The following is a 21,129-nucleotide window of genomic DNA, read 5'->3' on the forward strand; positions in this document are numbered from 1 at the left end:
AGGCAATGAAACTCTCGATGATCGTGGCACTGGACCGCAATCGTGGCATCGGCCAGGGCAACGCCATGCCCTGGCATCTGCCGGACGACTTCAAGCACTTCAAGGCGCTCACCCTGGGCAAACCGATCCTGATGGGACGCCGGACCGCCGAGTCGATCGGCCGCGTGCTGCCGGGGCGGACCAACCTGGTGCTGACCCGCAGCGGCCAGGTGCCGTTCGAGGGCATGCGCGCGGTGGCCTCGCTGGATGAAGCAAAGACCATCGCGGCGGGCGAGGGTGCCAGCGAGCTGTGCATCATCGGCGGTGGCGAGATCTTCCGCCAGCTGCTGGACCAGGCCAGCGATCTGTACCTCACCTGGGTGGATGCCGAGGTGCCCGCCGACACCCATTTCCCCGAGGTGGATCCGGGCATCTGGCAGGAAACCAGCAGCGAGCCGCATCCGGCCGATGCGCGCCACGCCTACGCGTTCCGCTTCGTGCACTACACGCGTATGTAGAGTCGAGCCATGCTCGACTCATCAATGCCGCAGCCGAGCATGGGCTCGGCTCTACAGGAACCGCCTCGACGCTACGTCCCGGGCATCCGGTAGTGGCCGATGATGTCGTGCTGGAAGAGCAGGTCTTCCTCGCGGGTGCCGCGGGCGATGTTGTGCAGGATCAACGGGGTGCCGTCGGCCAGGCGGCGGTCGGACACGATGCCGACGTGCAGCAGGCCATTGCCCGTGAGCTTCCAGGCCACGATGTCGCCAGCGTGGTAGTGGGCGGGCAGGGCGCTGATCGGCTGCTGCCAGCCCTGCCGCTCGAACCAGCGCATCAGGTTGGGCACGCGGCGGTGGTCGATGTTGCTGTCGGGCCGTGCCAGGCCCCAGATCGCCGGGTACGCGCTGAAGTCGCTGCGCATGTCTTCATGCACGCGCGCCTGCAGGTCCAGGCCTTGGCTGCGCAGGGCGCGCACCACTACATCGGTGCAGACGCCACGATCGGCCGGCACGTCACCGCCGGGATAGGCCAGCACCTGGTAAGCGGGGTCATAGCGCGTAGTGACGCCAACCTGCGCGCGTGCAGCGGCGACGAGCGGCTGCGATGGTGCCTGCGGCGCTGGGGGAGCCAAGGCCGGTGCGTGGGCATCGGCGTGCGGCGGGGGCGGGGACGCGGGCTGGCAACCACTGGTACAGGCCAGTGCGAGCAGCAGCACCGTCCATGGTGCGCATCGTCCTTGGCTCATGCCGTTGGCGGGGCTCCATTGCCAGGGCCGGCGCCGCCGCTGCCACCACCGTTACCGCCACCGCCACCGCGACGGCGGCGACGACGGCCCCGGCTGGCGGGTGCTGCAGCCGGTTCTTTTTCCTTGCCCGGCGCAGCTGCGGCCGGCCGCTCATGCGCCGGTCGTGCCGGCGGGCGTGCATTGGCCACCGGTGCTGGCACATCACGGCCGGGCACCTGCACCACGCGCAGTTCATCGGTATCGAGCTGGATGGCGGTGAGCTTGCCGCCCCACACCGCACCGGTGTCGATGGCGTGCACGCCCTGGGTGATGGTCAGGCCCAGCGCCGACCAGTGGCCGCAGACCACCTTCAGGTCGCGCTCGACCCGGCCCGGCACTTCGAACCACGGGTACAGCCCCTGTTCCTGGGTGCCCGGCGTGCCCTTGTCCTCGATGCCGATGCGCCCGCGCGGGGTGCAGTAGCGCATGCGGGTGAGCACGTTGATGATCGCGCGCGAGCGGTCGTAGCCGGACAGGTTCGGTGCCCAGCTCGGCTTGTCGCCATACATGTTGCGGAACAGCTTGCGGTAGCCGGCGCCATGCAGCTGCACTTCCACCTCGGCGGCGTGCTTCTCTGCCATCTGCGTGGTCCACTTCGGCGCCAGGCCGGCATGCACCATCATCCAGCCCAGCTCGCGGTCCACGTGCACCAGCTTCTGCAGGCGCAGCCAGTCCAGCAGCTCGTCGCGGTCTTCGGCCTGCACGATGCGCAGCAGGTCCGGGTTGACCTTGCGCTGCTCTTCTTCGGTGCGTGCACCGACAGCCAGCAGCGAAAGATCATGGTTGCCCAGCACCACCACGCTGTGCTCGCGCAGCGAATGCACCAGGCGCAGGGTTTCCAGCGACTGCCCGCCGCGGTTGACCAGGTCGCCACAGAACCACAGGGTGTCCTGTGCCGGGTCGAAGCGGATCTTTTCCAGCAGTCGCTGGGTAACGTCGTAGCAGCCCTGCAGGTCGCCGATCGCCCATACACTCATCGTCCGGCCTCCGTGTCAGTGCAGGGTACGCGGCACGGCCAGCACGAAAGGTGCGACCGGCGCGGCGAATTCGGTGCCGTCATCGGCAACCATGTCGTAGTGACCCTGCATGGTCCCGTGGTCGGTCCCGAGCATGACACCGGAGGTGTAACGGAAGTCTTCACCCGGGCGCAGGCGCGGCTGTTCGCCGATCACCCCATCGCCATCGACATGCTCGACGCGACCGTTGGCATCGGTGATGCGCCAGTGGCGGGCGACCAGGCGTGCGGCAACGCGCCCCTGGTTGTGGATGCGGATCGTGTAGGCGAACGCATACCGGCCGTCTTCCGGCGCGGATTGATCATCGAGGAAGCGCGGAGCAACCTCGACAGTAATGGCGTAAACGTCAGCGTCTTCCATACCGGCAGTGTAATCAGGTGGCATTGGCCAAAGCGATGAATTCAGCCACATCCAGCTGTTCGGCACGGGCATCGGGGCGCACGCCGGCGGCCACGAACTGCTCGGCCGTCACGACGTTGTTGAGTGCATTGCGCAGGGTCTTGCGGCGTTGACCGAAGGCGGCCTTGACCACCTCGGCAAAGCGCTTGTGGTCGGCGATGGTGATGCTGGCCGGATCGCGCGGCACCAGCCGCACCACGGCCGAATCGACCTTCGGCGGCGGCCGGAACGCGCCCGGCGGCACCACGAACAGCGAGGTGACCTGGCAGTAGGCCTGCAGCATCACGCTGAGGCGGCCATAGACCTTGCTGCCCGGGCCGGCGGCCATGCGGTCCACCACTTCCTTCTGCAGCATGAAGTGCATGTCGCGGACGACCGCGGCGTGCTCCAGCGCGTGGAACAGGATGGGCGAGGAGATGTTGTAGGGCAGGTTGCCGACCAGGCGGATCGGCTCGCCGGCGGCCAGCGCGGTGAAATCCACGCGCAGCACGTCGCCCTGGACGATGGTCAGATCGCCCAGCGGTTCGGCGGCGGCGGTCAGCGGCGCGATCAGGTCGCGGTCGAACTCGATCACCGTCAGCTTCGGATGAACGCGCAGCAGGGGCAGGGTGATCGCGCCCTGGCCGGGGCCGATCTCGACCAGGCGGTCACCGTCCTTGGGATTGACCGCCATCACGATCTTGTCGATGTAATGGCGGTCGGCCAGGAAATGCTGGCCAAGCTGCTTCTTGGCCGGGGCGGTGAACACCGGGCCGGAGGGGGAATGCGGGGAATTCATGCGCTCAGTGTACGTTGCCGGGCCAGCCGCGCACACAGCGCCGTTGCGGCCTGCAGGCTGGAGGGGTCGGCGATGCCACGTCCGGCCAGCTCCAGCGCCGTGCCGTGGTCGACGGCCACGCGCGGGTAGGGCAGGCCCAGGGTCAGGTTCACGGCCTGTTCGAAGCCGGAATACTTCAGCACCGGCAGGCCCTGGTCGTGGTACATGGCCAGCACGGTGTCGAAACCGGCCAGCTTGGCCGGCAGGAAGGCGGTATCGGCCGGCAGCGGCCCGACCAGGTCCATGCCCTCCGCGCGCAGGCGCTGCAGCAGGGGAATGACCAGGTCCAGTTCCTCGCGGCCGAGGTGGCCGTCTTCGCCGGCATGCGGGTTCAGGCCGAGCACGGCGATGCGGGGCGCGGGCAGGCCGAACTCGCGGCGCAGCGCGGCATGCACGGTGCGCAGGGTGTGTTCCAGGCTGGGCGCGGTGATGGCATCGGCCACCTCGCGCAACGGCAGGTGGGTGGTGGCCAGGGCCACGCGCACGATGTCGTTGGCCAGCATCATCACCACCTTCACCCCGGCCTGGTCGGCCAGCAGTTCGGTGGTGCCACTGTAGGCAATACCGCCCTGGTTGATGACCGCCTTGTGCACCGGGCCGGTGACCACGCCATGCAGCTCGCCGGAGAGGCAGGCCTGGCCGGCGGCCAGCAACGCGCCGATCACCGCACCCGCATTGGCGGGGTCGGTCTGGCCGAAATGGCTGGGGGTGGCATTGGCCAGCGGACGCAGGCGCAGATCGCCCGGCAGGCGGGCCTCGGCATCCTCGGGCAGCAGCTGCAGGGGCAGCTTCAGCGCGGCCGCAGCCGCGCGCAGGGTATCCGGGTCGGCGAAGGCCAGCAGCCGGCAATCATCACGCGGCTGCTGGACAAGGCGGACGCACAGCTCCGGGCCGATCCCCGCCGGCTCGCCCGGTACCAGAGCGAGCTCGGGGCGCATCTGTCAGGGCTGCTGCGGCGTGGCGGTGTTTTCCGCGCGGTCGCCACTGCGGAAGCTGACGTAGGCTTCGCCACGCAGTTCCTGCAGGAAACGGTTGTACTCGTCTTCCAGCTTGCGGCGGCCGATGGTCTCGCGGACCTGGGCACGCTGGTTGTCGCTGGTCACGTCGGTCTGGCGCGTGGCAACGCGCTGCACGATATGCCAGCCGGCATCAGTACGGAACGGCTGGCTGACGCCGCCATCCTGGATGCCCTCGACCTGCTGGCCGAACGCCGGACCGAAGGCATCGGCCGGGAACCAGCCCAGATCGCCGCCCTGGCCCTTGCTGTTGGTGTCTTCCGAGGATTCCTTGGCAACGGCCTGGAAATCGGCACCACCGGCAATGCGGGCACGCAGGGTATCGATCTTGGCCTTGGCGGCCGCGTCGGTCTGGTTGTCGTCCACGCGCACCAGGATGTGGCGGCCGTGGTACTCGGTCACGGTGTGGTTGCCGGCGGCGGCGTTGGCGTCACGCACTTCCACCACCTTCAGCAGCTGGAAGCCGCTCGGGCCGCGGATCGGGCCGACCACGTCGCCGGGCTTCATCTGCTCCATCATCTGGGCGAACGCAGCCGGGATTTCATCCAGGGTACGCCAGCCCAGGTCGCCGCCTTCCAGCGCGTTGGGGCTGTCGGAATAGCGCACGGCGGCAGCGTTGAAGTCCAGCTCGCCCTTGTCCAGCAGCGCCTTCACGCCGTCGGCCTTCTTCTGGCCGGTGGCGATCTGCTCGGCGGTGGCGCCGTCGGGCAGGGCCACCAGGATGTGCGCCAGGTGGTACTGGTTGCCGGCGGTGGCCTGCTGCTTCAGGGCAGCATCGACCTCGCCCTCGCTGACGCTGATGCGGCTCTGCGCGAAGCTCTGGCGCAGGCGCTGCACGGTGATCTCGTCACGCACCGAAGAGCGGAAATCGGCGAAATCAATGCCGTCGCTGGCCAGGCGCTGGCGCAGGGCGTCCAGGTTGGAACCGTTCTGCTGGGCGATCGAGTTCATCGCCTGGTTCAGTTCCTGGTCGCTGATGCGGATGCCACTGCTCTGGGCGCGGGCGACCTGCAGCTTGACCAGCACCAGGCGCTCGAGGACCTGGCGGCTGAGCACGTCATCGGGCGGCAGCTGGTTCTCGCGGCCGGCGTACTGGGCCTTGATGTTGATGATCGCGCGCTGCAGTTCGCTCTGCAGGACCACGTCCTCATCGACGATGGCTGCAATGCGGTCCAGCGGCTGGGCCTCCTGGGCAATGACCTGGAGGGGGGCGGACACGCTGGACACGGCCAGCAGCGAAGCGAGTAGGACGGGGAAGCTCTTGGTCATGGGATCTGGTTTGGATCGTAGTCGTCCCGGGTCGCCCCGGTGTTGCTGGGCGGCACGAGATAGAGGTCGTCGCGGTTGTAGCCGAGGATAGCACGGCGCAGAGTGCGGTCCGTGTCCTGGCCCAGCGAGCTCAGGCCCTTGAGCACGAACTCGAGCTGGATGGAATTGTTCAGTTCACCTTCGCGGTTGCGCACGTAGCGGCGGGCCACGGCGCGGACCGCCAGGCAGCAGCTGTCCCACTGCACGCCACCGATGATTTCCAGCGGCTTGCTGTCCTGGATGGAGTAGTAATAGCGGCCCACCAGGCTCCAGCGCTCGTTCAGCGGGTACAGGAACGACAGGTCGGCCTGTTCCAGCAGGGTGCGCTGTTCCTTGGTGGCGTTGGCCGCCGCACCGGCGTTGATGCGGTAGCGGTAGCTCAGGTTGACCACGCCGTCGTTGGGCATCAGGTAGCGGGCACGGACGCTGGCCAGATCCTCGCGCTTGTACTTGGGGTCCCACTGGTAGGTGGCGCCCAGGGTCCAGCGGTCGTTGATCATGTAGTTCGAATCGGCGATCCAGGCCGACTTGCCCTTTTCCACCGGGGCGCCGCCCGGGGTCACGGTCACCCGCGACTCGTCGAAGTACTGGATCTGGCCGATCGAGGCCGAGAAGCGTTCCCTGCCCGTGGTCTGGTCGATGAAGCGGGTGCTCAGCGCCACGGTCAGCTGGTTGGCATCGTTCTGGCGGTCGGCGCCGGTATAGCGCGAGTCGCGGAACAGCTGGCCCCAGCTGAAGGTGAAGTCACGGGTATCGAAGATCGGCAGGTCGTCCTGGTTGCGGTAGGGCGTGCGCAGGTAGAACAGGCGCGGCTCCAGGGTCTGCAGGAAGGACTTGCCGCCGATCGTGGTGTCACGGTCGAAGAACAGGCCGGCGTCGAGGCTGGCGATCGGCAGGGCGCGGGTCGGCGAGGCGTTGCCGCGCAGCTGATCGGCGCTCAGCGTGCTCGTATCGACGTTCTGCGAGGCCAGCACGTTGCTGCGGATGCTGTCGGCCAGGCCGCGGTCAAGCTGGTAGGCGGTATAGCGGTAGGCCAGCGTCGGGGTGACGTACCAGGCCGCGCCGCTGATCGGGAACGACACGTACGGCTTGACGTCCAGGCGCGAACCGCCGTAGACCCGCTGGGTCAGGCCGTTGCGGGTGTACTGCAGGTCTTCGCCGGCGCTGGCGTCGTACTTGAAGTTGATGTCGTCGTGGGTGAAGCGCACGGCTTCGGTATAGACGCCGGTCTCCAGCCACGGCAGCAGCGACTTGTCCCAGTTGAAGTACAGCCGCGGCTGGCGGTTGTAGGCCAGCGCGCTCTCGTTGAGGGTGTAGTCGGTCAGCTGCCAGCGGTCGGCCATGATGCCGGCGGTCCAGTCCTTGCCGGTGCCGTACAGGCCGATGGTGCTCTGCAGGTTGGACGCGGTCACGCCGACCAGGCGGTTGGCGAAGTCCTCGACATAGCGCTCGTCGCTGACCCAGGCCAGGTTGGCGCGCGCCTGCCAGTGGCTGTCCACGTTGTGGTAACCGTTGAACATCACCCGGCCGCGGTCGCGATCGCGCAGCTCGTCGTTGGGCATGTAGGCGGTCAGCAGCTCGCCGCGGCCGCCGTTGTAGAGGTAGCGGAACTCGTTGTCGAGCATCAGGCCGCGCCGGCTCATGTAGCGCGGTGTCAGCGTGTCGTCGTAGTTCGGCGCCAGGTTCAGGTAGATCGGCTGGGCGTAGTCGAAGCCGTTGCGGCCGGACATGCCCAGCTGCGGGAACAGCAGGCCGGTCTTGCGGCGGTCATCGATCGGGAACTTGAAGTACGGCGCCCACAGCACCGGCACCTTGCCGATGCGCAGCACGGCATTGCGCGCGGTGCCGAAGCCTTCGTCGTTGTCCACTTCGATTTCCGGCGCCGACAGCTTCCACACCGGCTGCGAGGGATCGCAGGTGGTGTAGGTCGAACGGTGCATCTGGCCGACGGCGCCCTGCAGGTCGACCGATTCGGCATCGCCGTTGCCACGGCGCGACACCAGCTGGTACTGGATGTCGGTGATCTTGTGGGTGTCGCTTTCCTGGTTGCCTTCGGCACGCTTGGCGATCATGCGGATCGACGCGTCCTGGTAGCGGACATTGCCGTCGGCGATGTAGTTGCCGCTCTCGGTGTCGAAGCTGAGCTTGTCGGTACCGACGAACTGGTCGCCACGGCGCAGCGCCACGTTGCCCTGGTACTGCGGCACGGTGGTGGTGCCCAGCAGCTGGTCACCCTCGATGTCGGTGGGCTGCTGCTCGCGCTCGGCGCTGGCGGCGGCCTTGTCCTGCCCGGGCACCGGGGTGGGGGCATCGGTGAAGGCGGGAATGACCTCGGTTGCCGGGCACAGGCCCCAGTTGAGCGGCTTGTCATCGGCCATCGCGGGAAGGCAGACGGCGATGCTCAGGGGCAGGGGAAGCAGGCGGAGGGCTCGGCGCACGCGGTTCGGATTCGGGCGAAAACGGACGGTAGATTGCCCCATCCGCTGCATAGGGGCAATGAAGGTGCCCCCCTGCTGGCGGTTCGGGTTCATCCAGCCCGTGGTCCGGCGGCCCCGTCCAGCAGGGCCTGGACATGGGCCACGGTGCATTCGGACAGGGCCTGCAGGTCGTAGCCGCCCTCGAGCATGGACACCACCCGGCCGGCTGCATGGCGGCGGGCCAGCGCATGCAGTTCGGCGGTGACCCAGGCGAAATCGTCGGTTTCCAGCATCAGGTCGGCCTGCGGGTCGCGCAGGTGCGCGTCGAAGCCGGCCGAGACCAGCAGCAGCTGCGGGCGGAAATCGTCGATGGCCGGCAGCATCTCGTCGGCCCAGACGTTGCGGAAGCGGAAACCGCCACTGCCCGGCGGCAGCAGGATGTTCATCAGGTTGCCGGCGCCACGGTCGCGGCGCAGGCCCGAATTGGGGAACAGCCCGGCCTGGTGGGTGCTGTAGTACGACACCCGGGCGTCGTGCTGGAAGATGTCCTGGGTGCCGTTGCCGTGGTGGACGTCGAAGTCCACCACCGCGATGCGTTCCAGCCCGTGCCGGTCGCGGGCGTAGGCGGCGGCCACGGCGATGTTGTTGAGCAGGCAGAAGCCCATCGCCGTACTGCTGGTGGCGTGGTGGCCGGGCGGGCGCACCGCGCAGAAGGCCAAGGGGTCATCGCCCAGCATCACCGCATCGACCGCGGCAACGCCGGCGCCGGCGGCGTGCACGGCGGCACTGGCCGAGCCGGGCGAGGTCCAGGTGTCCATGTCCAGCTGGCGCAGCGGCGTGGTCTGCGGCTGCAGCACGAAGTCGAGCAGGGCGCTGTCGTGTACCCGGCTCAGTTCACCGAACTTGGCGGGCGGTGCCTGCCGCCATTCCAGCTGGCCGGGGAAGGCCTGGTGCAGGGCATCGAGCACCACCTGCAGCCGCTGCGGGCATTCGGGATGGCCGGGGCCGGGATCGTGCAGCAGGCAGGAGGGGTGGGTATAGACCAGCATCGGGGATCAGCGCTGCCGGTGCTGCGGCTGCCACAGGGCCTCGCCGTGGCCGTCGGCGCGGGCCAGCACCCGCGACAGCACGAACAGCAGGTCCGACAGCCGGTTGAGGTATTGCAGCGCCTCGCTGCGCACGCTTTCCACCCGCGCCAGGGCGACGGTCTCACGCTCGGCACGGCGCACGATGGTGCGCGCCAGGTGGCAGCGCGCGGCCGCTTCGCCGCCGGCCGGCAGGATGAATTCCTTCAGCATCGGCAGGTCGGCGTTGTAGTGGTCCAGCTGCTGTTCCAGCGCCGAGATGTCGGCGGCATGGATGGCGGCGTGGCCGGGCACGCAGAGCTCGGCGCCCAGGTCGAACAACTGGTGCTGCAGGTGGACCACCAGCGCGCGCACGTCGTCGGGGAGCGCGGCGGCCAGCAGCAGGCCGAGGGCAGCATTGGCTTCGTCCACCGTGCCGTACGAGGCCACGCGCAGGTCGTCCTTGCCGACCCGGCTGCCATCGCCGAGGCCGGTGCTGCCGTCATCGCCGGTGCGGGTATAGATGCGCGAAAGACGGTGGCCCATGCGATCGCTCAGTGGTGGATGTCGCGGCGGGCCTGCTGCAGCTTCAGCACCTGCTCCACGGCCAGTTGCAGGGCGGCGGCCAGTGCCACGTAGAGGGCGGTGGTGCGCAGATAGGGGCCGAACCACTGTGCGTAGTTCTGCGCCCAGCCGGCCACGGTCGGCTCGGCCACGTTGCGGGTGGTCCAGTAGAAGCCTCCCTGCGCCAGCAGGTGGCACAGCGCCACCGAGGCCACCAGCAGCAGCACGCCCTTGGCCAGGGTCGACCAGTGCGCGCCATGGTAGTTGCGGCCCAGCAGCAGGCCACCGGCCCACAGCGAGAAGTACGCCGGCAGCAGCAGCCAGTAACCGGGCGACACGCAGTAGTGCTGCCAGAAATCCAGCCCGCTGCTGCGGATCACGATCCAGTCCACCAGTACGGCGAAGACCATCAGCAGCGGGAACGCCCAGCGCGTCCAGCGCGCCAGGTAGAAACCACCGATGAAGAACACTGCCCACGACGCATCGGGGATGGCCGCGAAGTGGTTGACCCGGGTCGCCGCCAGCAACAGCACAAGCACGGAAAGGACGAAGGCGCGGTTGGCGGTGTCGGACATGGCAGCGGGCCCGGAGCGGATTCAGCTTTCATTCTAGCCCGCCGCGCGGGTCGGCGCAGGGTTCGGCAGCGAGCGCGTATCATTGGCTCATGAGTGAACGACATGACGTGCTGATCGTCGGTGGCGGCCTGGTGGGAGCCAGCCTGGCCATCGCCCTGGACCGGCTGGGCCTGGACGTGGGCCTGATCGAGGCCAGCCCGGCCGGCGAACTGCCGGCGGTGTTCGACCAGCGAAACCTCAGTTTCGCCGCCGCCACCGTCAATGCGTTGACCGCGCTGGGGGTGATGCAGAAGCTGGCGATGGCGCCCGGCCCGATCCGGCGCATCCATGTCAGCCGGGCCGGCGATTTCGGCCGCGTGCAGCTCGATGCGGCCGATTACGACCGGCCCTGGTTCGGCCAGGTGGTGGTGGCGCGCGATTTCGGCCAGGCGCTGGAAGCGCGCCTGCAGGAACTGCCGCGCCTGCACCGTTACCGGCCGATGCGCTTCCTTGGCCTGGGCGAGGTGGTCGACGGCCATCGCCAGGTGCGCGTGGCCGACGAGAACGGCGAGCGCCTGCTGCAGGCACGGTTGGTGGTCGGCGCCGATGGCACCGCCAGTGGCGTGCGCGGCGCGCTGGGCATCGAGGTCGACCGCCATGACTTCCAGCAGACCCTGTTCGTCGCACGCGTGCGCAGCCAGCGCGCGCCCGATGGCAGTGCCTGGGAGCGCTTCACCGATACCGGGCCGACGGCCCTGCTGCCACGCGGCGACCGTCATTTCGGCTGCGTGCACGGCGTGGCCCGCGACCAGGCCGAGGCGGTGATGGCGCTGGACGATGCGGCCTGGCTGCAGCGCCTGCAGAACGCGCTCGGCTGGCGTGCCGGCCGCCTGCTCGAATCCGGCCCGCGCAGTGCCTACCCGCTCATCCAGGTACTGGCGCGCGCGCTGGCCGGACAGCGCACGGTGCTGCTGGGCAATGCGGCGCAGACCATCCATCCGCTGGGCGCGCAGGGCTTCAACCTGGGCCTGCGTGATGCGCTGACCCTGGCCGAGCTGCTGGAAGACGGCGCCGCCGATGCCGGCAGCGATGCCCTGCTGCAGGCCTACGTGGCCCGCCGCGAGGAGGACCGCCGGCAGACGGTGGCGTTCTCCGGTGGCCTGGCGCGGCTGACCAGCAACCCGGCGCCGCTGCTGCGGCCGCTGCGCAGCCTGGGCCTGGTGGCCGCACAGCGTGCCTCGGTGCAGTCGATGCTGGTCGGCGGTGCGATGGGCTTCCGCGGTGATGTACCGCGCCTGTGCCGTGGGGAGGCCGCATGAGCCGCCGCATGCGCCTGGACGTGGCCATCGTCGGCGGTGGCGTGGTCGGTGCCGCCTGTGCGCTGGCGCTGGCCGATGCCGGCCTGTCGGTCGCCCTGGTCGAAGGCCGCGAGCCGCCGCCGTGGCAGGCCGCGCAGCCGGACCTGCGCGTGTTCGCCTTCGCGGCCGACAACGTACAGCTGCTGCAGCGCCTCGGCGTGTGGCCATCGATCGCCCAGGCCCGTGCCTGGCCGTACCGGCGCATGCAGGTGTGGGATGCGGCCGGTGGCGAGGACCTGCTGTTCGATGCCGATCGCTTCGGCCGTCGCGAGCTGGGTTACATCGTCGAGAACGGACTGCTGCAGGACCGCCTGTGGGCGGCGCTGCCGGCGGCCGGCGTGCAGCTGCACTGCCCGGCGCGGGTGGAAGCGCTGGAGCAGGACGACGAGGGCGTGCGCCTGCGCCTGGACGATGGCCGTCGCCTGGATGCCGCACTGGCCGTGGCTGCTGATGGCGCCGAATCGACCCTGCGCCAGCTGGCCGGGATCGAGGTCGAGCGCCACGACTACCACCAGCGTGGCGTGGTGGCCTATGTGGACAGCGAGCTGCCGAACCAGGCCACGGCCTGGCAGCGTTTCCTGCCGGGCGGGCCGCTGGCCCTGCTGCCGGTGGCCGAGCGCCGCAGTTCGATTGTCTGGACCCTGCCCGAGGACGAGGCTGCGCGCGTGCTGGCGCTGGACGAAGCGGCCTTCAACCGTGAACTGACCCGCGCCTTCGCCGCGCGCCTGGGTGAGCTGCGCCTGGCCTCGCCGCGTGCAGCGTTCCCGCTGCGACGTCAGCTGGCCCGCCACTACGTGGCCGGCCGCGTGCTGGCGCTGGGCGATGCTGCCCACGTGGTGCATCCGCTGGCCGGGCAGGGCGTGAACCTGGGGCTGCGCGACGTCGCGGCCCTTCAGCAGTGGCTGGCGCCGTCGGCCGAACGCCGTGGCCAGCCGCGCCTGTCGCCGCAGCGCCTGCAGCGCTGGGCACGCGAGCGTCGCAGTGACAATCACATCGCTGCCTACAGCTTCGATGCGATCAACCGCCTGTTCTCCAACGACGAGATGCACCTGACCCTGGCCCGAGGCCGCGCGCTGGGCTGCGTCGGCAAGTGGCCGCCGCTGGTGCAGGCATTCTGGAAGCGCGCCGCCGGCGTGTAAGCGGGTAGCGCCGGGCCATGCCCGGCGAGCGCGCCGCGCGGTTCACAGGAAGGCCTTCGCCTTATGCCAACCAAGGTTGGCAGCTACCTACGGCGGGTCATGCCGTGGGATGCCCCGGTAGTCGCCAACCTTGGTTGGCGCGTGTGAATCGGATCAGTCGATCAGCCAACCGGCCAGATCGGTGCGGTCCAGTTTGCCGCGGTGTTTCACGTCCAGCGAATTGAATTCATCGGCCAGCGCGGGGTTGGCCTGTGCTTCTTCGCGGCTGATGAAGCCATCGCCGTCCACGTCCAGTGCGGCGAAGTGGATGCGGTACTGGCCGACCACGCTGGCCGGGCTGACCGAGCGCACGGTCACCGGCGTTTCGCCCAGCGGCACGGCGATGTCGACGCTGCCGGTGACCCGGCCACTGGCCAGCGACTGCTGGCGCACCACGCCGCTGTCGTCGCGCAGCGGCGCACTCTGTGCCGGCGCAGGCAGGGCCACCTGCGCCGATGCAACGGCCGGCAGCAGGGCCATCAGGAGTGGAATCAGTCGAAAGTGCATGCAGTCGTGTTCCCGGTAGCGCCGGGCCATGCCCGGCGGACGTCGTGTCTCAGCGCAGCGGCGAGGCCAGTACGGTGATCTCTTCGCGGTCGTGGTAGAGCTGCTTGGCACGCACCACCAGCGGCTTGCCGGCCTGCTCCTGGAACAGGTCCAGGCACAGGCGGGTTTCGTCCCAGCGCTTCTTCATCGGCAGCTTCAGGTTGAAGATCGCGTGCCTGCACCAGCCTTCACGGAACCAGGTGGCCATGCGTTCGGCCACGCGCCGCGGCTGCTCGACCATATCGCAGACCATCCAGTCCAACGGCTGGTCCGGGTGCCAGTGGAAACCATCGGCACGCAGGTGCTCGACCAGGCCGGTGTCCAGCACGTGCTGGCGCAGCGGGCCGTTGTCGATGCTCAGCACGTGCATGTGCTGGCGGGTCAGCACCCAGGTCCAGCCACCCGGTGCGGCACCGAGGTCGGCGGCACGCATGCCGGGCTTTGCCAGTGCCTCGCGTTCTTCCGGGGTCAGCAGGGTCAGCAGCGCTTCGTCCAGCTTCAGCGCCGAGCGCGAGGGCGCTTCGGGCAGCAGCTTCAGGCGCGGAATGCCCAGCGCCCACGGTGCGCTGTCGGCCGGGTCGGCCACGCACACGAAGGCATGGGTACCGTCGACGAACACCACGTGCAGGCGCGGCAGGCGCGCATTGGGCTTGTCGGTCAGCTTGCCGGCCTTGCGCAGCGCCGGGCGCAGTGCATTGCCGAAGGCGCGGGCCAGCCCCGACAGCGGCTTGCCGGCATCCGAATCGGGGTGCTCCACCCACAGGTCGCCGAAGCGCGGCGCATCGGCCAGCACCTCCAGCATCGGGGTGATGCGGTCGGCCGGATCCAGCTGCGGCAGCTCGGCCAGCACCACCAGCTTCTGCCGGGCGAAGATCAGTTCGCGCCAGCGCAGGCGCGGTGCCAGCGCAGCGGCCTCGTCGCACATGAACAGCACGTAGCCATCATTGCGCTGGGTGCGCGAATAGCCCGCGAAACCGGCTTCACCGGCGCGGAACTGCAGTTCGCCGGCCAGTTCGGGCTCGAAGCCCTGGCGGCACAGGCACAGCAGGCCGATGCCGGCCTCAGTAACGGGCGCCATCACTCTCTCCATAGGCGCGCAGCACGCTGCGGGCGTCATCACGGTTCAGGCCCTGCACGACTTCAATGCCGCGCTTGTTGAGCTCACCCACCCAGTCGGCGGGCAGCGGGCCTTCATCAAATGGGGTCAGTTCTTCCACATCGGCCGAACTGGCGCCGATCAGCAGGCGGTCGATGCCGGCCCACACGGTCGCGCCATAGCACTGGCAGCACGGCTGCGAGCTGGTGGCCAGGGTGATCGGCGACAGCACGGCGTTCAGACGCGGGGTCTGCAGGCGCTGCTGGGCCAGCATGTAGGCCATGTTTTCGGCATGCGCCAGCGAGGTCGCATGCGGCATCACCCGGTTCACGCCGGCGGCGATCACCTTGTCTTCCGGCCCGAACACCACCGCGCCGAACGGGCCACCACTGGCGTGTTCGATGTTCAGCCGCGACAGCTCGATGGCCAGCGCGACCTTGGCCTCATCGCCGGGATAGCGACGATCCAGGTCGATCTGGTCGTGGATCCAGGCGGGAAGGGTCAGGTGGACTTGCGCGTACAGCATCGCGGGGGTGCCTCGTGTGGAAGGGAAGAGGTGCAGCGGGTTCGGTAACCGGCGCGCAGTGTAGCGGCAGCCGGGTGCACCGCGGGTGTCTGCTCAGTCGTCCAGGTCGGTGCGGACCACCACGTACTGCTTGCGGAACTCCAGCCCGGCCTGCGGCCAGCGCGCGGCGTAGGCACGCAGCAGGGGCAGGGCGGCGGGGAAGTCATGGCCGTTCACCCGGCAATCGGCCTCGCACTGGCCGTCCGCATCGCGCGAGGCGAACAGGCGGATGCCGAGGAACTGGCGGGTCTTCAGCAGTTCATTGAAGGCGTCCACGCTCTGGGTGAACAGGCAGCAGGGGCAGGAGCCGTGGTCGTCCTCGCCGCAGGCAGCGGCGTCGTTGGCCGGTTCGCTGCGGTAGTGCGCCAGCGGGCCCAGCACCACCGCGCGCGCCAGCGGCGTTCCGGTTTCCTCGGCGCCGTAGCGCAGGGTCAGCATCTGCAGTTCCGGCGCGTCGTCGGCGCCGATGGCGGCCTGCAGGGTGGCCAGGTCCACCCGCACCCAGTTCTCGAAGCCGGACAGCGTGGCTTCCTCCTGGCTGTCGCCGGCGGCGTGCTGGTACTCGAACAGGCCATCGGCGAACAGCTCCGGATGGCGCGCCTCGATCACCGAGGAGATCTGCCAGCCGCCGTTGTCGCGCGGATCGGCACCTATCGCGTGCGGGCTCAGGCGCAGGCCGCTGCCCAGCACCAGTTCGTGGCCATCGACGGTACAGGCGATGTCACGGCCCAGCAGGACCTGGTGCAGCAGCGGCAGGAGGGGAGACGCGGTCGTGGTCATCGGGGCATCTGGTTTGCAGGGTGGGGCGCAGCCGCCGGGCAGGGCTGGCGTTACAGCGCGTCGAGTTCGGCGCGATATCGCCGTGCGTCGGATTGCTGCTGCGGATCGTTGCCATGGTCGCGCAGCCAGGTTTCCAGCTCGCGGCGATAGTCCGCGCGGAAATCGGCATTGCCCGGGCTGAAATGCAGCTTGCGTGCCGCCACGTCCACCCGTTCGCGCGCACGCGCGCGGGCCTGGGCGATGCCGTGCGGTGATTCGTCGGTGAGGATGACGAAGTTGCGCGGGAAACCCGGCGTGTACTTCACCACGAACGGCTGGTCGCGCGCCGGGATGCGGATGGTGTTTTCCAGCGGCCACAGCGAGGCGGTGTTGGTATGGAACACCACCTCCACATCGCGGCCCTCGGCGGTGTGCAGCACCGCTTCATAGCGCCAGATGTACTGCTCGTTGAGCGTGGAGTTGGTTTCCTCGGCCTGGACGATCACCGCTTCACCGCGCTCGCCCACCGCATTGAGGAAGGTGGCGTTGAGGAAGCTGCCGAGGAAGACATTGAGCATCGCCAGCGGGAACACCACGATGGCGTAGCCGAATGAGCGCCGCCACCACGAGACCAGTACGGCCAGCACCATCGCTGCGAAGAACGTCAGCAGCGGATGCTGCGAGATGAACCAGAGCAGGGCGGAGAGGGCGGTGGTCATTGTCGGCAGTGTGCGGGCGCCTTCCCGGCGCCCGCGCAGGTCCTCAGGCCGACCAGGTGTCGCGCAGGGTCACGCTGCGGTTGAACACCGGCTTGGCCTCGGTGTGGTCGCGGCGGTCGGCGACGAAGTAGCCGGTGCGCTCGAACTGGAACGACTGCTCCGGGATGGCGCTGGCCGCGGCCGGCTCGACATAGCCGGTGACGGTGCGGCGCGATTCCGGGTTGAGGTAGTCGCGGTAGGTCTTGCCTTCCGACTCGTCGTCCGGGTTGGGCACCGAGAACAGGCGGTCGTACAGGCGGATCTCGGCCGGCACTGCGTGCACGGCGCTGACCCAGTGGATGGTGCCCTTGACCTTGCGGTTGGCGCCTTCCATGCCCGGGCGCGATTCCGGATCCAGCCAGCCGCGCAGCTCGGTGATGGTGCCATCGGCATCCTTGACCACTTCATCGCAGCGGATGATGCCGGCACCACGCAGGCGCACTTCGCCACCCGGCACCAGGCGCTTCCAGCCCTTGGGCGGCACTTCGGCGAAGTCCTCGCGGTCGATCCACACCTCGCGGGCGAACGGCACCTGGCGGCTGCCGAAGGCCTCGTCCTTGGGGTGGTTGCTGAAGGTCAGCTGTTCTTCGTGGCCTTCATCCAGGTTGGTCAGCACCAGCTTCACCGGATCGATGACGGCCATGCGGCGCGCGGCGGCGCTGTCCAGGTCTTCGCGCAGCGCGCCTTCCAGCACGCTGAAGTCGATCAGCGAATTCTGCTTGCTGATGCCCACGCGTTCGGCGAACAGGCGCATCGCGGCCGGGGTGTAGCCACGACGGCGAAGGCCCTGCAGGGTCGGCATGCGCGGGTCTTCCCAGCCGTCCACCAGCTGCTCGGTGACCAGCGCCATCAGCTTGCGCTTGCTCATCACCGTGTAGTTGATGTTCAGGCGCGAGAACTCGATCTGGCGCGGCTTGGCCGCTTCGCGCGGCAGGCCGGCGTCGACCAGCGGCTGGGTCAGCGCATCGTCATGGGCGAAATCGACGTTGTCCACGCACCAGTCGTACAGCGGGCGGTGGTCTTCGAATTCCAGCGTGCACAGCGAGTGGGTGATGCCCTCGATCGAATCGCCCAGCGCATGGGCGAAGTCGTACATCGGGTAGATCGGCCAGGCGTTGCCGGTGTTCTGGTGCTCGACGTGCTTGATGCGGTACAGGGCCGGATCGCGCAGGTTGATGTTGCCGCTGGCCATGTCGATCTTCGCACGCACGGTGCGCGCGCCATCGGGGAATTCACCGGCGCGCATGCGGCGGAACAGGTCCAGGTTTTCCTCGACGCTGCGGTCGCGCCACGGCGACGGACGGCCCGGCTCGGTGAGGGTGCCGCGGTAGGCGCGCACTTCCTCGGCCGACAGGTCGCAGACGTAGGCCTTGCCCTGCTCGATCAGCTTCTCGGCGGCCAGGTAATAGGTCTGGAAGTAATCCGAGGCGTGGCGCAGTTCGTTCCAGGTGAAGCCCAGCCAGCGCACGTCGTCCTGGATGGCGGCCACGTACTCGGGGTCTTCCTTGGCCGGGTTGGTGTCATCGAAGCGCAGGTTGCAGACGCCGCTGAACTCACCGGCCAGGCCAAAGTTCAGGCAGATCGACTTGGCGTGGCCGATGTGCAGGTAGCCGTTCGGCTCGGGCGGGAAGCGGGTCTTGATCGCCTGGTGCTTACCGCTGGCCAGGTCCTCGCGCACGATCTGGCGGATGAAATCGCGCTTCTCGTGGCTGTCGGCGGGGGTCTCGGGGCTGGCGGGGGTGTGCTCGGACATGAGTCGGCGAAAGAGAAAGGCAGAAAGACCAACAGTTTAGCGCGTCAGGGGCGGGGCTGCCGGGTCCGGGTCGGTAGCGCCGGGCCACGCCCGGCGAGCGCGGCGGCAACCCGCCGGGCATGGCCCGGCGCTACCGGGACGGGGCGGGCGTATGCTGGACCCCTGTCCCGAGGAGCCGCCCATGCACATCGTGTACAAGGCCGACAATCTGTTCGACGCCCACCTGGTCAAGCACGCCCTGGAAGATGCCGGCATCCCGGCCTTCGTGTTCGGCGAGCAGCTGCTGGGCGGCATGGGTGAGCTGCCCTTGTTCGGCGTGCTGCGGGTCGGCATCCCCGACGTGGCACGGCCGCAGGCCGAGGAGATCATCGCCGCGCTGGACTTGGGCCAGGGCCCGTCCGACCCCATTTCAGACGCAGACGATTGGGCCGGACAACCGGCGTAGGAGCGCATCATGTTGGGAATCAGCCAGGGGATCCTCGGCATCGGGGCCTTCAAGCAGCGCCTGCCGCGCCCGGAAGAGGCGCTGCCGGGCCGCGACCAGCCGCTGCCGCTGCACAGCAACCAGCACTTCGTGAACAGCCACCCGCTGAAGGATCGTTTCGCCGGCCTGCAGCAGGTCCGCTTCGCGCTGGGCTGCTTCTGGGGCGCCGAGCGCAAGTTCTGGAACGAGCCGGGCGTGTACAGCACGTCGGTCGGCTATGCCGGCGGCGTTACCCCGAACCCGACCTACGAAGAGGTCTGCTCGGGCCTGACCGGCCACACCGAGGTGGTGCAGGTGGTGTTCGACCCGGCGGTGGTGGGCCTGGAGCGGCTGCTGCAGCTGTTCTGGGAAAGCCACGACCCGACCCAGGGCATGCGCCAGGGCAACGACACCGGCACCCAGTACCGTTCGGCGATCCACGCCACCGACGAGGCGCAGTATGCCGCCGCGCTGGCCAGCCGCGAGGCCTACCAGGCGCAGCTGGACGCGGCCGGTTACGGGCCGATCACCACCGAGATCGTGTACCCGGCACCGGAGTACTACTACGCCGAGGACTACCACCAGCAGTACTTGGCGAAGAACCCGAACGGCTACTGCGGTATCGGCGGCACCGGCGTGAGCTGCCCGATCGGACTGGATGTGGAGGCGCCGCGCTGACGCGCGGTGGTCCGCCTGCGGCGGGCAACGTCAACATCAACATCCAAAGCGGCTCTGCGTTGCTGATGGTTGGGCGGGACGGGGGCGGCTGGCAGGACACGCCGTAAACCCGTCCATGGGGGCTCGATGGCGCCATCCATGGCGCCAACGGTCCTGCCAGCCGCCCCCGTCCCACCCCTGACAGTTTCCTGGTGACGGTGGGCAAGAGCATTGGGTTACTGACGAACTGATGGAAAAGAAAAAGGACGCGGCTTTCGCCGCGTCCTTTTTCTTTGGTCCTGCAGTGCCGTTGCAGAGCCGAGCCATGCTCGGCTGCGAGCAAGCGAAGCGCGCGACCCGCTGTTGCTCTTCTTTCTTTCTTCCGTGGCGGGCGGCCACCGGAAACTGTCAGAGGGCGGGCGGGCGGGTTGGGTTCGCGGGAGTGTCCGCCGCATGGATGCGGCGGCCAAGCCTCCAGGGATGGATTCACGGCGTCTCCCGCGAACCCAACCCGTCCGACCCAGCGCGGCTGTTGCTCCAGCAGTCAGTCGAGCAAGCTCGACTCTACACCCCCCCGCCACGAGGGGCTCAGCCGTTCGCCGCAATCACAGTTCCGAACGGATCCGCTCGCGCAGCGCCTGCAGGTCCTTGGCGAATGCATCGATACCCGTCGCCAGCTTCTCGGTCGCCATCGGGTCCGCCGCCAGGTCGGCTGCGAACTTCGCCGCGTCGATCGGGGCCACGGCCACGCCGTCGGCCGCACCGGCCACCAGCTTGCGCGGCAGCTCGCCGTGGTCGGCGTCCAGCTTCTCCAGCAGGTCCGGCGAAATCGTCAGGCGGTCGCAGCCGGCCAGCGCTTCGATCTGCGCCGTCGAACGGAACGAGGCGCCCATCACCACCGTCGGCGAACCGCGGCGCTTGAATTCGGCATACACGCCGCGCACGAACTTCACGCCCGGGTCTTCGTCGATGTTGGCCGGGGTCTGGCCGTTGGCCACGTACCAGTCCAGGATGCGGCCGACGAACGGCGAGATCAGGAACGCGCCGGCTTCGCTGCAGGCCAGGGCCTGGGTCGGGTTGAAAATCAGGGTCAGGTTGCAGTCGATGCCTTCGGCCTGCAGGATGCGCGCGGCTTCCACGCCTTCCCAGGTCGCGGCGATCTTGATCAGGATCTTCTCGCGCGGCACGCCGGCATCGGCGTACATCTGGATGAACTGGCGGGCCTTGGCCACGGTGGCGGCGGTGTCGTGGGCCTGGTCGGCATCCACTTCGGTGGACACGCGGCCCGGCACCAGGGTGCTCAGCAGCGCGCCGACGCCGATGGTCAGGCGGTCGGCCACGGCGTGCACCACCGCCTCGCGGTCACCGCCCTGCTGGCGGCCCCAGGCCAGTTCGCGTTCGATCAGCTCGGCATAGACCGGCAGGTCCAGGGCCTTCTTCACCAGGGTCGGGTTGGTGGTGCAATCCACCGGCTGCAGGCGCTTGATCGCGTCGTAGTCACCGGTATCGGCGACAACCACCGACAGTTCGCGCAGCTGGGACAGTTTGGACGGGGTACTCATTACGGCTCCTGGTGC

At 68.8% G+C, this 21,129-nt stretch carries 22 protein-coding genes; 5 read left to right on the forward strand and 17 right to left on the reverse strand.

Features of this window, described 5'->3' with window-relative positions; genetic code table 11:
* The first annotated feature begins 5 nt into the window (after nucleotides 1-5).
* Complete coding sequence (locus C1926_RS07925) at nucleotides 6-497, forward strand: dihydrofolate reductase (RefSeq protein WP_108758820.1); 492 nt, start codon at nucleotides 6-8, stop codon at nucleotides 495-497.
* 71 nt (nucleotides 498-568) lie between these two features.
* Here C1926_RS07925 and C1926_RS07930 read toward each other — a convergent pair whose 3' ends face one another.
* The 10 genes from C1926_RS07930 to C1926_RS07975 all read right to left on the reverse strand — a co-directional run bounded on the left by C1926_RS07930 (nucleotide 569) and on the right by C1926_RS07975 (nucleotide 10,440).
* Entirely contained in the window at nucleotides 569-1,225 is a 657-nt protein-coding gene (locus C1926_RS07930; protein WP_108758821.1) for a DUF1287 domain-containing protein, read from the reverse strand.
* The gene (locus C1926_RS07935; protein WP_108758822.1) at nucleotides 1,222-2,241 is read right to left on the reverse strand and encodes a symmetrical bis(5'-nucleosyl)-tetraphosphatase; all 1,020 of its coding nucleotides are present in this window, start codon (nucleotides 2,239-2,241) and stop codon (nucleotides 1,222-1,224) included. The genes C1926_RS07930 and C1926_RS07935 overlap by 4 nt, the downstream gene beginning before the upstream one ends.
* 15 nt (nucleotides 2,242-2,256) lie before the next feature.
* On the reverse strand, nucleotides 2,257-2,640 hold the full coding sequence (gene apaG, locus C1926_RS07940; RefSeq protein ID WP_079220685.1) for a Co2+/Mg2+ efflux protein ApaG: 384 nt from the start codon (nucleotides 2,638-2,640) through the stop codon (nucleotides 2,257-2,259).
* A gap of 13 nt (nucleotides 2,641-2,653) precedes the next feature.
* Nucleotides 2,654-3,457 carry a 16S rRNA (adenine(1518)-N(6)/adenine(1519)-N(6))-dimethyltransferase RsmA gene (gene rsmA, locus C1926_RS07945; RefSeq protein WP_079220686.1) on the reverse strand — a complete coding sequence of 268 codons (804 nt, stop codon included), beginning with the start codon at nucleotides 3,455-3,457 and terminating at the stop codon, nucleotides 2,654-2,656.
* On the reverse strand, nucleotides 3,454-4,434 hold the full coding sequence (gene pdxA, locus C1926_RS07950) for a 4-hydroxythreonine-4-phosphate dehydrogenase PdxA (protein ID WP_108758823.1): 981 nt from the start codon (nucleotides 4,432-4,434) through the stop codon (nucleotides 3,454-3,456). Before pdxA ends, rsmA begins: the two co-directional genes overlap by 4 nt.
* A 3-nt stretch (nucleotides 4,435-4,437) precedes the next feature.
* Nucleotides 4,438-5,781 (reverse strand): peptidylprolyl isomerase, encoded by a 1,344-nt coding sequence (locus tag C1926_RS07955; RefSeq protein WP_108745994.1) that lies wholly within the window; start codon nucleotides 5,779-5,781, stop codon nucleotides 4,438-4,440.
* Entirely contained in the window at nucleotides 5,778-8,258 is a 2,481-nt protein-coding gene (gene lptD, locus C1926_RS07960) for an LPS-assembly protein LptD (RefSeq protein WP_108758824.1), read from the reverse strand. Before lptD ends, C1926_RS07955 begins: the two co-directional genes overlap by 4 nt.
* 89 nt (nucleotides 8,259-8,347) lie before the next feature.
* Entirely contained in the window at nucleotides 8,348-9,286 is a 939-nt protein-coding gene (locus C1926_RS07965; RefSeq protein WP_108758825.1) for a histone deacetylase family protein, read from the reverse strand.
* A 6-nt stretch (nucleotides 9,287-9,292) separates the two neighbouring features.
* Entirely contained in the window at nucleotides 9,293-9,847 is a 555-nt protein-coding gene (locus C1926_RS07970; RefSeq protein WP_108758826.1) for a cob(I)yrinic acid a,c-diamide adenosyltransferase, read from the reverse strand.
* Between the two features lie 8 nt (nucleotides 9,848-9,855).
* The gene (locus C1926_RS07975) at nucleotides 9,856-10,440 is read right to left on the reverse strand and encodes a hypothetical protein (RefSeq protein WP_108758827.1); all 585 of its coding nucleotides are present in this window, start codon (nucleotides 10,438-10,440) and stop codon (nucleotides 9,856-9,858) included.
* 89 nt (nucleotides 10,441-10,529) lie between these two features.
* Between C1926_RS07975 and ubiH the strand changes: the two genes are divergently transcribed.
* Nucleotides 10,530-11,738, forward strand: coding sequence for a 2-octaprenyl-6-methoxyphenyl hydroxylase (ubiH, locus tag C1926_RS07980; RefSeq protein WP_108758828.1), 1,209 nt, complete (start codon nucleotides 10,530-10,532; stop codon nucleotides 11,736-11,738).
* Entirely contained in the window at nucleotides 11,735-12,916 is a 1,182-nt protein-coding gene (locus C1926_RS07985) for a UbiH/UbiF family hydroxylase (protein ID WP_079220694.1), read from the forward strand. The genes ubiH and C1926_RS07985 overlap by 4 nt, the downstream gene beginning before the upstream one ends.
* Nucleotides 12,917-13,069: 153 nt before the next feature.
* On the opposite strand, the gene C1926_RS07990 is transcribed toward C1926_RS07985, so the two are convergent.
* From C1926_RS07990 to C1926_RS08015, 6 genes are all read right to left on the reverse strand, one after another.
* A complete protein-coding gene (locus C1926_RS07990; RefSeq protein WP_108760650.1) occupies nucleotides 13,070-13,462 on the reverse strand; it encodes a hypothetical protein in 393 nt (130 codons plus the stop codon).
* A gap of 49 nt (nucleotides 13,463-13,511) precedes the next feature.
* Nucleotides 13,512-14,579, reverse strand: a complete 1,068-nt coding sequence (gene rlmM, locus C1926_RS07995) for a 23S rRNA (cytidine(2498)-2'-O)-methyltransferase RlmM (RefSeq protein WP_079220696.1) — start codon at nucleotides 14,577-14,579, stop codon at nucleotides 13,512-13,514.
* Nucleotides 14,563-15,123, reverse strand: a complete 561-nt coding sequence (locus C1926_RS08000; RefSeq protein WP_108758829.1) for a nucleoside deaminase — start codon at nucleotides 15,121-15,123, stop codon at nucleotides 14,563-14,565. The genes rlmM and C1926_RS08000 overlap by 17 nt, the downstream gene beginning before the upstream one ends.
* A 93-nt stretch (nucleotides 15,124-15,216) precedes the next feature.
* On the reverse strand, nucleotides 15,217-15,942 hold the full coding sequence (locus C1926_RS08005; RefSeq protein WP_108758830.1) for a DUF6348 family protein: 726 nt from the start codon (nucleotides 15,940-15,942) through the stop codon (nucleotides 15,217-15,219).
* Nucleotides 15,943-15,992: 50 nt separating this feature from the next.
* Nucleotides 15,993-16,640: a hypothetical protein gene (locus tag C1926_RS08010; protein WP_108758831.1), complete on the reverse strand. Its 648-nt coding sequence runs from the start codon at nucleotides 16,638-16,640 to the stop codon at nucleotides 15,993-15,995.
* A gap of 43 nt (nucleotides 16,641-16,683) precedes the next feature.
* Complete coding sequence (locus C1926_RS08015; RefSeq protein WP_108758832.1) at nucleotides 16,684-18,432, reverse strand: glutamine--tRNA ligase/YqeY domain fusion protein; 1,749 nt, start codon at nucleotides 18,430-18,432, stop codon at nucleotides 16,684-16,686.
* Nucleotides 18,433-18,613: 181 nt separating this feature from the next.
* On the opposite strand from C1926_RS08015, the gene C1926_RS08020 reads away from it, so the two are divergent.
* Together C1926_RS08020 and msrA are read left to right on the forward strand one after the other, a co-directional pair.
* Nucleotides 18,614-18,877, forward strand: coding sequence for a DUF2007 domain-containing protein (locus C1926_RS08020; protein WP_079220701.1), 264 nt, complete (start codon nucleotides 18,614-18,616; stop codon nucleotides 18,875-18,877).
* Nucleotides 18,878-18,907: 30 nt separating this feature from the next.
* Entirely contained in the window at nucleotides 18,908-19,573 is a 666-nt protein-coding gene (msrA, locus tag C1926_RS08025; protein ID WP_108747765.1) for a peptide-methionine (S)-S-oxide reductase MsrA, read from the forward strand.
* A 584-nt stretch (nucleotides 19,574-20,157) separates the two neighbouring features.
* On the opposite strand, the gene C1926_RS08030 is transcribed toward msrA, so the two are convergent.
* Nucleotides 20,158-21,114, reverse strand: coding sequence for a transaldolase (locus tag C1926_RS08030; RefSeq protein WP_108758833.1), 957 nt, complete (start codon nucleotides 21,112-21,114; stop codon nucleotides 20,158-20,160).
* Nucleotides 21,115-21,129: the final 15 nt, after the last annotated feature.

The organism is Stenotrophomonas sp. ZAC14A_NAIMI4_1, from assembly GCF_003086915.1.
Lineage (GTDB): Bacteria > Pseudomonadota > Gammaproteobacteria > Xanthomonadales > Xanthomonadaceae > Stenotrophomonas.